Below are 14357 nucleotides of genomic sequence, written 5' to 3'. Positions count from 1 at the left end.
TTTTAATGTCGGTATTAAAAGATAATCTAAACTTGTAATGTTTATGAGAAATTGCAAATGGATCTCATCTCTTGTATTTGTTTATAAAAACGATTATTTTGATTCATTTTCTTCTAAAACACCCCAAAATAAAGAAGTTGACGCTCTTAAGATTGTAGCATTCGAAAAATCAGTAGTTTAGTTAAACCAATACAATAAGCAATATACCGTGTTACTAATGAAAGAGGACCTGATATGAACATCAGGTCCTCTTTCACTATATAATTATGTCACTGCTTCTTTCAGTTCTTTTCCCATTTTAAATACCGGCGCCTTAGTAGCAAAAATTTGTATTTCTTTATAGTTTATCTAATCAGCAAACAACTTGTAGGAATCATTATCTAACGTTTTATTCTTCTCTACCGATTTAACTTCTCGACAGCTTCCGCACTTGTATCTACACGTTTAACGAAAAAAACTAATAGTAGTGCAACAACATTCATGCCAAGCGCTACATAAAATGAATATTGAATTCCAGATAATAAAGCCTTCTGAGTTACTATTGCCTTCGTAGTTTCTGTAAAGGTTGTTGGATCTATATGAGACATTAAACTTTCAGCTTTTGTTTTTGTTACAGAGTTCATAATCGTAACAAGAATAGCAGTACCAATCGAACCGGACACTTGTTGAGCCGTATTATTAACAGCTGTACCGTGCGGATTTAAGCGAGTTGGCAATTGATTAAGACCATTTGTCATAAGTGGCATCATAACCATCGCCATCCCAAACATCCGCAGTGTGTAGATAAGAATAATATGTGTGTGACTAGAGTCAATTTGCAGACTTGCCAACATATAAGTTGAAACAGCTGTAATGGAAAGCCCTACTATGCCAAGAATCCGAGGACCATATTTATCAAATAGTTTACCTGTAATTGGTGACATAATCCCCATTATTACCGCACCTGGAAGCATCATCAGCCCAGAGCTCAGCGGCGAAATACCACGGACGTTTTGTACATAAGCTGGTGTTAAAATCATACCCGAAAACATGGCCACCGCGTTAACAATTGCAATTACAGACGCAAGTGCAAACATTGGGTACTTGTAAACACGTAAATCCAATAACGGCTCATCCATTTTTAATTGACGGATAATGAAAGCAATTAAGGCAATAGCGCCTATGATTAAGGCTGTTAAGACAACTTTATTCGTCCAGCCATCGGAGCTTGCAGAACTGAATCCATATAACAGACCGCCAAAACCGACAGAAGATAATAGTAATGAGAGATAATCAAGTTTTGCATTTTTGTTTTGTTTCATGACATTCTCAGATTTCCAAATCCCTAACAGTAAGCTAATGATTGCTAACGGTAAAATCATTTCAAAAAGCAAACGCCAGTCATAATACTCTACAATATAACCTGATAGTGTCGGCCCAATTGCTGGAGCTGTAATCATAACTAGTCCAAAAATCCCCATTGCTGTTCCCCTTTTTTCTCTCGGAAAGCTTACTAGCATAATATTCATTAACAAAGGTCCCATAACTGAAGAGCCTGCCGCTTGAACCATCCGACCAGTAAGTAATAAACCAAAATTCGGTGCTACAGCCGCTAAGGCAGTACCAAGAATAAAAATCACCATAGATGTAATAAATAGGCTCCTATTTGAAAAACGCGTTATTAAAAATGCTGAGGCCGGAATTAATATACCACTTACAAGCATATACCCTGTAGAAAGCCACTGGATCGTTGAATAATCTTGAATGTTTAAATCTTTCATTATTGATGGCAAGGCTACATTTAAAAGGGAGTTATTTAGAAATGAAACAAATGCCCCAATAAAAAGGATTACAAGCATTAAATATGGTGGTTTTCTTTTATGTAATGTTTCACTCATATATTTAATTGCCCCTTCATTATAAATTTCATTGATTCGTTTAAATCGTTTACATATTTGCACAAGAAAACATTACCCTTGCAGTATTTTGCCAAACTCTTCGAATGGATATTCTCTTTTTAGCAATTCCACTTGCTCAACATACCATTTTAAAATCTTTTTGTTGATGAAACCTTTATAAAAACGTTTGTTAACGGAATTTAAATTAGGCTGAAATACAAAAAGAAGCAACTGAAAATACCCTTCTAAAATAAATTGAAACTTTAAATCAATGGGAATTTTACAGGCAGTGAGAAAAATCAACAAGACCACGCACCCATTCCTTTAAATACAGGCTTGTAGATCTAGTTATGTAACCATCCCAAAAAAGGAATATTACATAGGCTAAGTCTAACATTACATTTTTAAAGTGAGGGGAATTAGCGTATGCACCAATATTGGTATTTGAAGTCACAGGGAAACGGGGAACAATATAATAACCAAATTTCATTATATTCACAGCCCGAAATAACTAAGTCTGAGGTAATGAATGATTTGAAGCTTCCTGAGAATTGGAGTTACCGAGTTTATCCAGTTAGTTGGGATTCATCAGCCAATTATACGGGGTTCAATCCCCAACCTCCTCCCTTCTCTTTGGGGCAGCAGCCAATTAATTATGCAGGGATAATACCACAAGGTCACCCTGCTAATTGGACTCCATTACCAGGTCATGCAGGTTTTAATTTTCAAAAACCTCCCTTCCCCTGGGCGCAACCATTCAATCATACAGGGATGTTCGCACAAGGTCATCTTGCAGCTTTACTATCGCCGCCAGCCAAGCCTTTTCATTTCAATACCAATAACTCGGGTGTTTTTGGAAACCCTCCAGGATGGGGTGGTCCGTGGGCCCCAATGGGATGGGGAAATAACGGAGGTAACGGTCAGCTAGGACTGCTTGGAAACTTACTTACAGCAGGAAAAGGCACCATGAGTGGAATAGGAATGATCAGTAGTTTAATCGGGATGGGGAAGTTCTTCTTTTAGTTAATTAGAACAGGAGAATGTGGCTGTAGCTTTAATCAGCCACATTTAAGGACAGTAATCTCCCACCTAACTTCCTAGCATAGCATTCGCGGAAATTTTAGGTGGATATGTATTGTTACAAGTTACTGTTTTACTTTGAGTACTCCTTTACTTTCTTATCAAGTGCCTTACTATAAGCATCTTTGTTTTCCTGTGATAACTCATAAACTGCTTTTTTCCAATGCTCTCCGTCTACACCTGATAAAAATTCAGTACCTTTCATTGCAGCTTCTTGAATCTTCTGTTTATCTTCTTTACCAGCATCCTTAATTAACTTCGTTGCTTTTCTTGCCTCTGTTACCCCTTCTTGTATGGATTTGTGAATGTCTTTGTATGTATCAGGTACTTTTATGTGTTCCATATTATCTAAAATTTTATCTATCTCGTTTGATGTTTTTAAAACAGCTTTTGCTTTTTCTTTATCCTTTAAGGATTCTCCTAAGTTTAGTAATAGTTCATCCTTCTTAAATTGGAACTCTACCACTTGCTCACATATGTAGTACGGATACTGTTGTTCGGAAAGTATTGTTATTGCTTTACTAGTTTGCTCAGTCTTATGAGTAGAATCTTTATCTCCTACCTCGCATCCGACTAACAGCATAAATGGAACTGCTAACGTTACTAGTTTCTTTGCTCTCATTATGTATTCTCCTTGTGGAAATTATTGTAAGTAATTAACATATCAAACTATAACATACATTACATTATGGTTCACTTCCATTACGCTTTTAAAATGTAAAATAAGAATACACCCCATAAGCCACAAATAAGATTAATAGAATAGAAATGCCGAGTACCGTATATATAATCCATTTTAAATTTGAATTCATATCATCCTCCTACCTCTCAATAATTCCAGTATATAACAAAAAAGCATTGGATACCCAATGCTTTTTACACTTACGCAAATAAAGAAGTATTCGCATATAAAGCTGGTGAACCACCTGAATGTACGAATAAAATATTGTCTTCCTTATTAAAATTACCTTTTCTAATTAAGTCGATTAATCCCGCTACTGCCTTACCTGTATACACTGGATCAAGTAAAATACCTTCTGTTTTCGCAAGTAACTGAACTGCCTCTACCATTTCCGGCGTTGGTAACGCATAGCCTGGTCCTACATATTCATCAAAGCACGTAACAGCGTCGCGCGAGATAAAGTTTGGAATACCAACATGTGCTGAAGTTTCATCTACAAGTTTTGCTACTTTCTCTTCTTGCTCAGCTTTTCCTCTACTTACATTAATCCCGATTACAGGAATATGGCTTTGTGTTCCAGAAAAACCAGTAATTAAACCAGCATGCATACCGCCGCTACCACTTACACAAACAACTGAACTGAAATCAATTCCTTGCTCAAATGATTGCGCCATAATTTCTTGCGCACAAGCAACGTATCCCATAGCGCCTGTAGGGTTTGATCCACCAACTGGAATTACATATGGTGTATTTCCTTTTTCACTTACTTCTTTTGCTACTTTATGCATTTCTTCCATCAGGTCTGCTCCGTTCGGTACAACAATGACGTTTTCAGCACCTAATAAGTGATATAAGAAATAGTTTCCGTTAAAGTCTCTCTTCTCTTCTGGCTCAAGCCCTTCCTCTAATACAAGAATACATTTCATTTTTTCTTTTACCGCAGCAGCAAGTGTCAGGCGGCAATGATTTGACTGAATACCACCAGCTGTAATTAACGTATCTGCACCATTTTCCTGTGCATCTGCAACTAGAAATTCTAACTTTCTCGTCTTATTGCCACCGGCTGTTAAACCAAGTAAATCATCTCGTTTAAAATAAATAGTCGGACCACCAAGTGCTTCAGAAAAGTTGTTTAACTTTTCAATTGGTGTATATAATTCTGTATATTTTTTCCTCGGGAATTTAGCTAAATTCATTGTAACGCTCCTTTTGTACTTCTTTCACAATATATGTAACGTTACTATTATTACACGTAAAAATGGTGAAGTCATCTTTCTCGGTTAAAAATGTATTAGAATTTCATTTTGATAAGTAAAACCGTATTAATGATTTTAACTTAATTACGGTACATGAAATTTATATCAACGATTTTTTAAATATATCGTTCATTACTTACAATATATCAACGATTTTTCAAATATATCGATCGTAACTTGCAGTATATCAACGATTTTCTTAATATATCGATCTATCGACAAAAAACGACAGACAGGCAACCCCTTTCTCATCAACAAAAAAAGAGTCCACACATTCAAATGCAGACTCCCTCCAATCACTTATTTACCGAAAAACGAAGTAACTGCGTTAATCCCGGCTCTAAATTCATTTCACCTTTATGGCGTACGTATACGACTTTATCTCCATCAAATTTCGGAGGGTTTGCTTTACTATACGTATGCCACTCATTCGTTCCTTCTATAGTGTACTCCATATATTCAGTTGCACCGACAATTATATTTTTACTATCATCTGCCGTTACATTTGGTGCCATCTGCGCAATTTTTGAATCACTAATTAATAACTTCTTTATATCCTTATCACGTTTGTAATCGTAAGCTGTCACAATTACATCGTTACCATATGCTTTCACTTGTAACCCTTGTTTAAATGAATAGCCATCTGGAGCAGTTTTCTCTCCTCCATTTGGTCCTGCTGACATCCAGCCTGTTTCAATCCCGCCCGTATTTACAACAGTGAAACCTTTTTCATCTCCGCCTTTAATTTTCTTTTTACCAGCCCAGTCAGGTAAGTTTAAATCCCAATGCGTATGACTCGTGAAGAAAACAACTTGCGGATAGTCTTTTAATATATCGTACAATTTATCCACGTTTAAATAATCTTGTAAATATGGTGATTGTCTTGATCCAGATACTGTATCAGGTAAAACGTGATGAGAGAAAATAAAGATTGGCTTATTTTTATCTTTTTGACTGTACTCTTCTAAATTTTGTTTTAACCAACCTAATTGCTCATCACTCATATATACTTCGTCCCACATTTTTGAATCGTGGTATTTCATATATTTTTCCGTTCCTAAAAATAGAAACGGATAACCGTCTAATTCTTTTTTATGATATACCTTTTCTTGTCCACTAAATTTCAGATAGCGGTTAAATAAAGTTTCCTCATTTACACCATTTGGCCATGTACTTTGAGAGAGTTTTCCATCTGCTGTCCATTTACCAGCATAAAACTCATGATTCCCAACAGTAGACCATACATTTTCTGGATGCTTATTTTTATTTAACACACGCTTTACATCATCATATTGTGACTGTTGTCCAGTCGGCGTTATATCCCCATTCATAATAAGCGCTCTAGAAAGTGGCGTCACTTTGTTCATATCTTTTAGCACATGATCAAAATCCCCTAAATCACCTTGAATATCACTAATAACATTAAAAGTTGTAGCTGATTTTCGGGCTTGCTCTTTCCCTTCCGCATGCACTGAAAACGTCGGTAATAATGCCGCCATAACTGCTAACGAAGCAACTGTCTTTTTCATACAAATTCTCCCCCTAATAATAGAATGTACAAACTGACATGTTCTGCTTTCTCTTAGGTGCTTGTCCAATTCACATTATAAAGAGGGATTGTAAAGATAGATGGAGTAAAAAATTAAGTGTTTTTTAAGAGATTTTGTTGTTTTTTGCACTCCACAATTCGCGATTCACGCCAATCTAGCTTTCTAGTCTTTTACATTACATACATGTAAATTTTGATGTTAAATCTTTTCGTTTCATACGTTGTTTTTATTACTTTTAATTTTCGGGAAAAATCCACTAATTAATAATGTTATAATCCATACCATTATTAGAATGAAATTTATTGTATTACCGGAATTCAAACTAAACACTCTCCACAAATCGGCAGCACAAAAAACGAGAACAGCAGGAATAATAAGTAAAAATGTCCTAACTACTAATCCGATGTAAGATTTCTTCTCTTGCTTAAAAATGAACGTTCTTCTACCTTTGTACAAACTAATCACAAACAGTAGCAAATATATACTAAATGTGGCGCCAATAACAATTGATGTAATGAAGTTAGTTTTTCTCTGCTCAGCTAGAGCGAAGTAACTTTCAGGTAATTTTCCAGTTTCATATTCAATCCATGCGTGGTAAATATCCTGTCGTAAGTCTATACCACCTTCACCATTTGTAAGGATTACCAATCCATCCTTTGTATTAGGAATGAAACCATAAAAAGAATGCCAGCCACGATTGTCACCAGAATGATAAAGTAATTTCCATTGATTAGATAGTTTTTTTTCAAATATACCTAAACCATTCTCCCCTAATATCGGCTTTTGCATTTCCTCAACACGTTCACTTTTGATGACACCATTCCCTTTATTATTTGCATCCATGCTTGCAAGTATAAATGCCATCATATCGGTAACATTTGTCTTAAGACCTGCAGCAGCCTGTTCGGTAAATTGGTAACTAGGGAGCTCCGCCCTTTTTTTCAGAATATTCTATCCGTTAATCAGAGTATCCTATTCACATATCTAGTTCTATCGATTTTCATTACTTAACCTTACAAAATTGTAATAAAAATCAAAGATCTAAAGTTTTACTGTTCTTTATCCAAAGACAATGATATTCATCAACAAGATAGACATGAGGTTATATTTATGGTTTCAGTTAATGTCCCTAAAATACTAGTTCGGTTAATCAATTGGATATATTCCACACTACAAATATTCATTTTATAAAAAGAAGGACCCCACACATTTTGAGTAAAATGTGTGGGGTCCTTCTGGCTTCCCTAAGTTTTTATGAAAAAGATTGATTATTTTATGTAGCCTACTAAAAAAAACATTTTGTTCAATCAACTAACAGAACAAGATTAAACACTTATAACTCCTACAAATTACGAATCTTATCCCTTTTTTGCTTAAAAGCGATGTTTTTTTGCCATCGGTTCTATATATGTATTTAATATCCACATTAATACTTTCCATACCTTTTGTTGTCTAGGTGGTAAATGAGCGTTATATACATAACTGTATTCAATCTGCTGTATTGCACCACGATTTCGTTTGAACTCTCCAGCCCCAGCACTACAATGACAAATTAAACCTTTTTCGATAGAATCCATTGTAATAAGGAGGGAAAGTATACGGTATAAACCTTGTTGCTGGTCAGAGTTTGTATTATAGCCAAGGATCGGCGTTGTCATAACTCCATCCCTAATAAAATAAGCAATGACACCATCAATTGCATTCCCTTTTTTTATGGCCTTTATCTCAAATAAACGATGCTGAAGAGCATTCCATACATAAGCGGGTGTAAACATTGGGTTATGGGCGGAATATTTTTCAATATATAGTTGGTTGTATAGCTGGGAAATTTGTGAAATATCATCTTTTGTTAATTCTTCATTCGTAATGATTTCATAATTGCTTTTCTCTAATAAACTTTTATCATTTAATAAGTCTTTTCGTTTTTTTCGATTCATTTTTTTATAGTGTTTCGGATCAAATAAATATATAGAACGAGACATAATTTTATTGTAACCTACTGTAGATAGTGCTTCTGTCGTTAAGGGATATAATTTGTTATTTAAAGAGCGAAATAGAATTGTATGCTCTGGAAATTTTCCAACTAATAATTTCGTTATTTGTTCGATTTGTTGTTCGTTGATAGAGTGATAAAGATTTGTTGAAAGCATCCAATTATTTACTACAATTGCTTTATTAATATTCGTTTGTCTTAGCCAATTTCCCATAAGATGAATCGGATAGGTTAATAGCTTCTCTAGCCATGGTTTTTTCAACTCCCATAGCTCTTCTAACGCATAAGATATGTAATGTGTATAAGGAGAACATACATATGAATTTTCAAACTCAGCGTTATTAAGAGTGACTGGTAAGATGAGATCATCAATTTCTAGTAGAAAGAGCTGCGTGTTAACATTTTCTATAAATGCTGTAACGCCCTTTTGAAAAAGGGGCAAGAAACTATCTCGTACATACGCTCCATCTTTTTTGGATTCCCAATCAATGCTATGCAAAGAATGAACATCATGTAACTGAATCATTTATGTTCACCACGCCTTACAAAACTTTCTATTCTTTTTAATTTTTTATCATATACTTGAATATCGTAATGTGAAAAGAAAAAATGTGGTATCGCACACTTTTTCGTAGACCACAGTGCATGTAACTCTTGCATTACATTGGATTTACATAATTCGAGATCTTCAGGTAGTGCTTTAAGTTTAATTTCAATTTTATCTACGCTATGTTGTATTACTTTAAATTCTTGAATTTCATTAGATGCAAACAAAATTGCTCTTCTAATGAAATCTGGAAAAATAAATATTTCGCTATGATCCACTTCACTTATTCCAATAAATATATCGTCACATCGACCATCAATACGTTCTAATGCTAAGAAAGGTGAGCCACAGCTGCACGGCGTTTTTTTCTCAATTAATATGTCATTGAGACGATATCGTATAATCGGCTGTGTTTTCCTCATGAAATCAGTAATAATGGGAACGAATATCCCTTTCTCTTGATCTAAGTATTCTTTTTCAATATGAACGAGGTCTTCATTTATGTGTAATGTCCCCTGCTTGCAGGTTGTAGCAAGAAAACCTTCTGTGCATTGGTAAACTTGGTGTACTGTCTGCTTGAAAGTTGCAGAAATAAAGTCTCTATCAATATCTTCAAGCACTTCTGCTACAGAGATAATTTTCTTAGGACAAATTGTAATCAGTCCTTCTTGCTGCCAGTAAGCAATTTTCCGTAACATAGACGGAGGTGCAATTAAAATAGATGGCTTTACTTCATTTAATCGCGTGATATGCTGTTGAAACGAATCTAGTAAATCAAAAAAATGAAATGAGATTCGCTTATTTTTTGTCGCTTCGTATAAATTGCTATTTGCACGTAAGAAAAAAGCAATCGTGTGTTTATGTAGAACGCTAGAAGGAAGCACCTTTCCAATAATCGATCCAGCCCACAACGTTTGTTCTTCCTCGGAAACGAGAAAAACCCCGCGATTTCCACTAGTGCCTGATGATAAACCGACAGTTATATTACGAATGGTTGGTGAGAAATTCCGGGTCTTCTCTGCTTCAAATGCTATATGAAACGCTTCTTCCTTTGAAATATGGACTGTATTTAATGTATCAAAATGTTCCATCATTACTTCTTTATCAATAATCGGGAGTGCAGACAAATTTCCCTTTTGAATTTCATGTGAAAACGGTTTATATAACTGGCGATAAAAAGGCGACGCCTCTATCGTGAACAAAAGTTGTTTTTCTATTTGTCGTTTATGAAACTGTTCCAATTGTTTGCGATTTGAAAATCTCAAGCCATATTTTGTTTTCAAGTATTTCTTGAGAATCCGTAGTTTATTCATAGTACACCCCTGCTTTAATTTTATCCCATGTATGTTCACAATGAGTGGGTACAATTTCAATCTCAGGTGATGTTTGTGATAAATAGTGTAACTTCTCAATATTCTTCCGATAAGACTTTGGATCGCTCGTTAAAAGGTTGGCAATCTTACTAGGAAAGACAAGGTTTTGATACGTTTTACTTAGCCACACTGCGTCTGCACAAAGAAAGACAATTTTATTACTCTGTAAATGGACGAATATACCAAATTGACCAGTTGCATGTCCTGTTAAGTCAACAGCAAATAATGAACCATCACCAAATACATCATACCCCTCTTCAAACTTTCCATATGTAGAAGGTAAGTTAAGGAATGGAGTTTGATCAATGAATGTCATCCTCTGCTCTAAATCCACTGGCAGTGTATCTTTTAGACACCCTTTTAATAGAGCACCAAATTTACTTCTCTTTTTAATATCCTCATAAGCTTTTGCGAAGGTTAATATTTTCGCTTTTGGAAAATCGGGTAAACCAGCTGTATGATCACCATGAAAATGAGAAAGAATAATGTATTTAATTTCTTCTGGCTGAATACCATCAAGAAGAAGTTGCTGTTTAATAGATTGTTCTTCCGTAAAATGAACAGGCGTTAATTTTGCATATACAGAGTAAGGGAATTTTTTTGTCGCTTCTTTAAAGTGTCCTGCATATCCAGTATCAAATAAAATATATCCTAATTCTGGATGCTGGAGTAATCCTACTGTAGCTGGAAAACAGATTTGTTTCCAAGTGCCCTTGGAGTATGCGATTTTTTCTGGATGTGTGCAATATCCTGTATCATATAGCTTTAAAGATTTGATTTTCATCGTATTTTCCACCAATCTACAAATTTTGTAATTCCTTCTTCTATACTAACCTTTGGAACATATCCTAGTTCTTCTTTAGCTTTATCAATACTTAACGTCTGGCTTTTTGAAAGGACGCTAACGGTATACTTTGTAAGAATAGGTTCTTTTCCGAATAAAATAGTTTTTGAGATTCCTTCTAATATAGTCGCTAGTGTAAAAGCAGTTTTGTAGGAAATTTTTTTATATCGCACTTCCTTATCAAGGCGCTTCATTACATGTTCTATGACCTCATATAAATTTATACGTTCGTCATTTGTTATATTGTACTTTTGCCCTAATGTATGTTTTGGGGAATGCATACAAAGAAGTAAGGCATCTACAACATTCTCAACATACGTAATATCAACAAGAACATTTTCTGTACCAATTCTCGGTAAGGCCCCTTTTTCACATACTTTAATAAGACGCGGAAGAATCGCGTTATCTCCTGGTCCGAATAAAGCGCGCGGGCGTATTGTGATAACTGGTAAACCCTGCGCGAAAGCTTGATCAATAGCTTGTTCAGCCATGTACTTCGTTGTTGCATAATGATTTACAAACGTATCAGGAAGTTTCGCATTTTCTACTACATTTTGTCGCTCATCATAATAGAAATAAATACTTGGTGTTGATACGTGAATAAGGCGTTTTATACCGTACTTCTGGCTTCCCTCGATAATATGTTTCGTTCCTAACACATTCGCATTATAAAAATCTTCATATTTGCCCCAAGGGGAAGAAAGTGCGCCACTATGAAAGATATAATCTTTATCTTTACAAACTTGTAGCACACGCTCCCTGTCTTCAAAAGGACAATGAACAAACTCGATTCCATTTTGTTCTAATCCCTTACCGATTGTTTTATTTCTTCCCGTTGCCGTTACTTCATAGCCCATATTCTTCAGTCGAAAGGCGAGTTTTTGTCCTAGAAAGCCCGTTCCACCAGTTACTAGCATTTTCATAAATCTTCACCATCCCACGATATGTCATATGTTGTTTGCTCTAAAATAGTCCGTTCATGTTTATAACTTTCACGCCATAATTTGTACATGCTAAAAAACTGATAAAAAAATGGTTTCCAATCATTGTGACGATAAACGATATCTGGATATGAGCATAGAACTTTTAAACATCGTTTACGTTTTTGTTTACTTTTTAAATAAGGAAATCCATATAAAAGCATCGCTAACCGAATTGCACACTCCGAATTTTGTTTTGGAATGAATGAATTGTTTACTGTTTCATTAAAAAAAACGGGCAATATTTCCTCATCGAATAAATGTAATCCACTTGTAGTACGTGGATTACATTCAATTGGAATCGCATCTCCATTCTCTGTAACGATAAAATCAAAAGCGATTTGTCCTGAGAAATTTAACTCTTTTACAATATGCGTAACAAACTGATCAATTTTAGGATGATTCATATGCTTAAACGCAATGGTAGCACCCAAGCCTGCCGTGAATTCCGTTTTATACGTAGAGTGAGCTAACACTTCTCCAGATTGTGCAATACTGTAGGAACAATGCTGCGTCCCTTGTATAAACTCTTGCATAATATAATTCGATTTATGTATCATGCTTTCTTTTAGAGCAGCCTCTTTTGTAATAAATTCCACTTTATCAGAAAACCGAGAATAAATCGGCTTTAATACAAAAGGAGTATGAGCTGGTGTTTTGTGTATCATTAACCTTATCGCTTCTTCATTACTTATTCTGCTTGTTGCAGGTACTTGCCACCCTAAATTCGCTACTAACTGAATGAATTCCCACTTATTATGCAGTAATGAAAGTTTTTGAAAATCATCTACTAATACATGACAAAACGCATTTAATTCCTCTCTATATTTAGATATATAAAATACTTCTTCACAAGTAGGGATAAGCAAATCTACATTGTGACGTTGAATAATGGATAGTAGCGCACGAATACTTTCATTTATTTTCCACTTTGGGGATGGGATTTTATAAAAGTAATCCGTACTCTTTGAAACTTTACTTAACGGATAAGGAATACTATCTGCAATAATAACGGTATGTCCGGCGTTATGAAACAGTCTGCATAAATGCAAAGTTGCTGGTGCACGTGCCCCTGTAATTAATACTGTTTTCTTAGTATTCAAGAAGGATGCCCCCGATAGAAAGTCCCGCAGAAGTACCTAATAATAATATTTTATTTCCGCGTTGCACTTTCTTTTGCTTAATCGCTTCGAAAAGAGCGACTGGAATAGATGCGGAAATCATATTACCGTAGTCTTCAAAAATGGTCATAAAACGTTCTTCATCTACCCCTAATTTTTTACGAATGAGTCTCATAGCTGGTCCACTTGCTTGGTGAGGAACAATTAAATCAATATCGGCTAAAGAATAACCAGTATCCATAAGGAGCTTGTCGATAAACTTCAATAAATACTTAGAAGATAGTTTAAAAATGGCTCTTCCATTCATATCGAACAAGAAGTCTTCTTTTCTTTCCTCACTATACTCCCTAGGATGAATCATCGTTCCACCGCCACGTATTTCTGATAAATGGGCACCAGAGCTATATGTTTCCATATGGGAAGCAATAATAGAAGATGAATGATCGCTTTTTGTTATGACAACAGCTGCCGCACCGTCACCGAATAAAATACTGCTTTCATTTTGTCCCCAATTTAATCCAACAGAAGAAATTTCAGAAGAAATAATAACAACATTTTTATATCTTCCACATTCAATTGCGTAAGAAATTGTATCAAGTGCTGTTATAAAACTTAGACATGTTGAATTGATATCAAAACATGGAATACCAGAATGCTGTAGCCCGAGCTGTTCTTGAATAAGTGATGCAGTAGAAGGGATTGCCTGCTGAATCGTTCCGCTTCCGCAAATAATACAATCGATATCATCCCATGTTAACTTAGCATCTTCTACAGCTTTTTTTGCAGCTTCCGCCCCCATATAAGAAGACGTTTCCTCATCAACAAAGTATCGTGTTTTTACTCCAGCTTTTTTTAATGTCCAGCCTTCTGGCACATGTAGCATACGATCTATTTCAAAAGAATCTACCTTTCGTTTTGGAAGATAGCTACCAATTCCTTTTATACTAATATACCTTTTCATTTTCTATCGCCTCTTAATCTTTTTATAAATTTAAAAATTCCGTCATATCTAAATACTGTTGTGGATAAATACAGATTTTTTCTTGAAATTCTG

General features: G+C 35.1%; 12 protein-coding genes and 1 pseudogene. 1 reads left to right on the top strand and 12 read right to left on the bottom strand.

Annotation, left to right across the window (positions count from 1 at the left end; translation table 11 throughout):
* Positions 1-398 precede the first annotated feature (398 nt).
* Positions 399-1877 carry a DHA2 family efflux MFS transporter permease subunit gene (locus ACTFN4_RS13395; RefSeq protein WP_000005110.1) on the bottom strand — a complete coding sequence of 493 codons (1479 nt, stop codon included), beginning with the start codon at positions 1875-1877 and terminating at the stop codon, positions 399-401.
* Positions 1878-1949: 72 nt separating this feature from the next.
* Complete coding sequence (locus ACTFN4_RS13390; RefSeq protein WP_000243463.1) at positions 1950-2189, bottom strand: hypothetical protein; 240 nt, start codon at positions 2187-2189, stop codon at positions 1950-1952.
* Positions 2190-2303: 114 nt separating this feature from the next.
* Here ACTFN4_RS13390 and ACTFN4_RS13385 point away from each other — a divergent pair, with 114 nt between their 5' ends.
* Entirely contained in the window at positions 2304-2900 is a 597-nt protein-coding gene (locus tag ACTFN4_RS13385; protein ID WP_000554421.1) for a hypothetical protein, read from the top strand.
* 130 nt (positions 2901-3030) lie between these two features.
* Here ACTFN4_RS13385 and ACTFN4_RS13380 read toward each other — a convergent pair whose 3' ends face one another.
* From ACTFN4_RS13380 to ACTFN4_RS13335, 10 genes and pseudogenes are all read right to left on the bottom strand, one after another.
* Complete coding sequence (locus ACTFN4_RS13380; protein ID WP_001201796.1) at positions 3031-3579, bottom strand: hypothetical protein; 549 nt, start codon at positions 3577-3579, stop codon at positions 3031-3033.
* A 260-nt stretch (positions 3580-3839) separates the two neighbouring features.
* Entirely contained in the window at positions 3840-4835 is a 996-nt protein-coding gene (locus ACTFN4_RS13375) for a D-cysteine desulfhydrase (protein WP_439962412.1), read from the bottom strand.
* A 356-nt stretch (positions 4836-5191) separates the two neighbouring features.
* On the bottom strand, positions 5192-6424 hold the full coding sequence (locus ACTFN4_RS13370) for a DUF4073 domain-containing protein (RefSeq protein WP_075678202.1): 1233 nt from the start codon (positions 6422-6424) through the stop codon (positions 5192-5194).
* A 196-nt stretch (positions 6425-6620) separates the two neighbouring features.
* A pseudogene (locus tag ACTFN4_RS13365) lies at positions 6621-7375 on the bottom strand (penicillin-binding protein); the annotation flags it as partial.
* A gap of 443 nt (positions 7376-7818) precedes the next feature.
* Positions 7819-8964: a hypothetical protein gene (locus ACTFN4_RS13360; RefSeq protein WP_059303640.1), complete on the bottom strand. Its 1146-nt coding sequence runs from the start codon at positions 8962-8964 to the stop codon at positions 7819-7821.
* Positions 8961-10298 carry a F390 synthetase-related protein gene (locus ACTFN4_RS13355; RefSeq protein ID WP_059303639.1) on the bottom strand — a complete coding sequence of 446 codons (1338 nt, stop codon included), beginning with the start codon at positions 10296-10298 and terminating at the stop codon, positions 8961-8963. The genes ACTFN4_RS13360 and ACTFN4_RS13355 overlap by 4 nt, the downstream gene beginning before the upstream one ends.
* Positions 10291-11142: an MBL fold metallo-hydrolase gene (locus ACTFN4_RS13350; protein WP_000695253.1), complete on the bottom strand. Its 852-nt coding sequence runs from the start codon at positions 11140-11142 to the stop codon at positions 10291-10293. The genes ACTFN4_RS13355 and ACTFN4_RS13350 overlap by 8 nt, the downstream gene beginning before the upstream one ends.
* Positions 11139-12125 carry an NAD-dependent epimerase/dehydratase family protein gene (locus ACTFN4_RS13345; RefSeq protein ID WP_025686854.1) on the bottom strand — a complete coding sequence of 329 codons (987 nt, stop codon included), beginning with the start codon at positions 12123-12125 and terminating at the stop codon, positions 11139-11141. Before ACTFN4_RS13345 ends, ACTFN4_RS13350 begins: the two co-directional genes overlap by 4 nt.
* Entirely contained in the window at positions 12122-13285 is a 1164-nt protein-coding gene (locus ACTFN4_RS13340) for an ATP-grasp domain-containing protein (RefSeq protein ID WP_119683669.1), read from the bottom strand. The genes ACTFN4_RS13345 and ACTFN4_RS13340 overlap by 4 nt, the downstream gene beginning before the upstream one ends.
* Positions 13275-14264: a beta-ketoacyl-ACP synthase III gene (locus ACTFN4_RS13335; RefSeq protein ID WP_439962410.1), complete on the bottom strand. Its 990-nt coding sequence runs from the start codon at positions 14262-14264 to the stop codon at positions 13275-13277. Before ACTFN4_RS13335 ends, ACTFN4_RS13340 begins: the two co-directional genes overlap by 11 nt.
* Positions 14265-14357 lie beyond the last annotated feature (93 nt).

This window comes from Bacillus cereus group sp. MYBK95-2 (assembly GCF_051915225.1).
In the GTDB taxonomy this organism is placed as follows: domain Bacteria; phylum Bacillota; class Bacilli; order Bacillales; family Bacillaceae_G; genus Bacillus_A; species Bacillus_A cereus.
Note: the sequence above shows the minus strand (reverse complement) of the source record. Positions and strands in the feature narration are given on the sequence as shown.

Bases quoted from the DNA above. Each gene is read 5' to 3' on its own strand.
- ACTFN4_RS13395 (WP_000005110.1), bottom strand. From the start codon at position 1,877: ATGAGTGAAACATTACATAAAAGAAAACCACCATATTTAATGCTTGTA.
- ACTFN4_RS13385 (WP_000554421.1), top strand. From the start codon at position 2,304: ATGCACCAATATTGGTATTTGAAGTCACAGGGAAACGGGGAACAATAT.
- ACTFN4_RS13380 (WP_001201796.1), bottom strand. From the start codon at position 3,579: ATGAGAGCAAAGAAACTAGTAACGTTAGCAGTTCCATTTATGCTGTTA.
- ACTFN4_RS13375 (WP_439962412.1), bottom strand. From the start codon at position 4,835: ATGAATTTAGCTAAATTCCCGAGGAAAAAATATACAGAATTATATACA.
- ACTFN4_RS13370 (WP_075678202.1), bottom strand. From the start codon at position 6,424: ATGAAAAAGACAGTTGCTTCGTTAGCAGTTATGGCGGCATTATTACCG.
- ACTFN4_RS13360 (WP_059303640.1), bottom strand. From the start codon at position 8,964: ATGATTCAGTTACATGATGTTCATTCTTTGCATAGCATTGATTGGGAA.
- ACTFN4_RS13355 (WP_059303639.1), bottom strand. From the start codon at position 10,298: ATGAATAAACTACGGATTCTCAAGAAATACTTGAAAACAAAATATGGC.
- ACTFN4_RS13350 (WP_000695253.1), bottom strand. From the start codon at position 11,142: ATGAAAATCAAATCTTTAAAGCTATATGATACAGGATATTGCACACAT.
- ACTFN4_RS13345 (WP_025686854.1), bottom strand. From the start codon at position 12,125: ATGAAAATGCTAGTAACTGGTGGAACGGGCTTTCTAGGACAAAAACTC.
- ACTFN4_RS13335 (WP_439962410.1), bottom strand. From the start codon at position 14,264: ATGAAAAGGTATATTAGTATAAAAGGAATTGGTAGCTATCTTCCAAAA.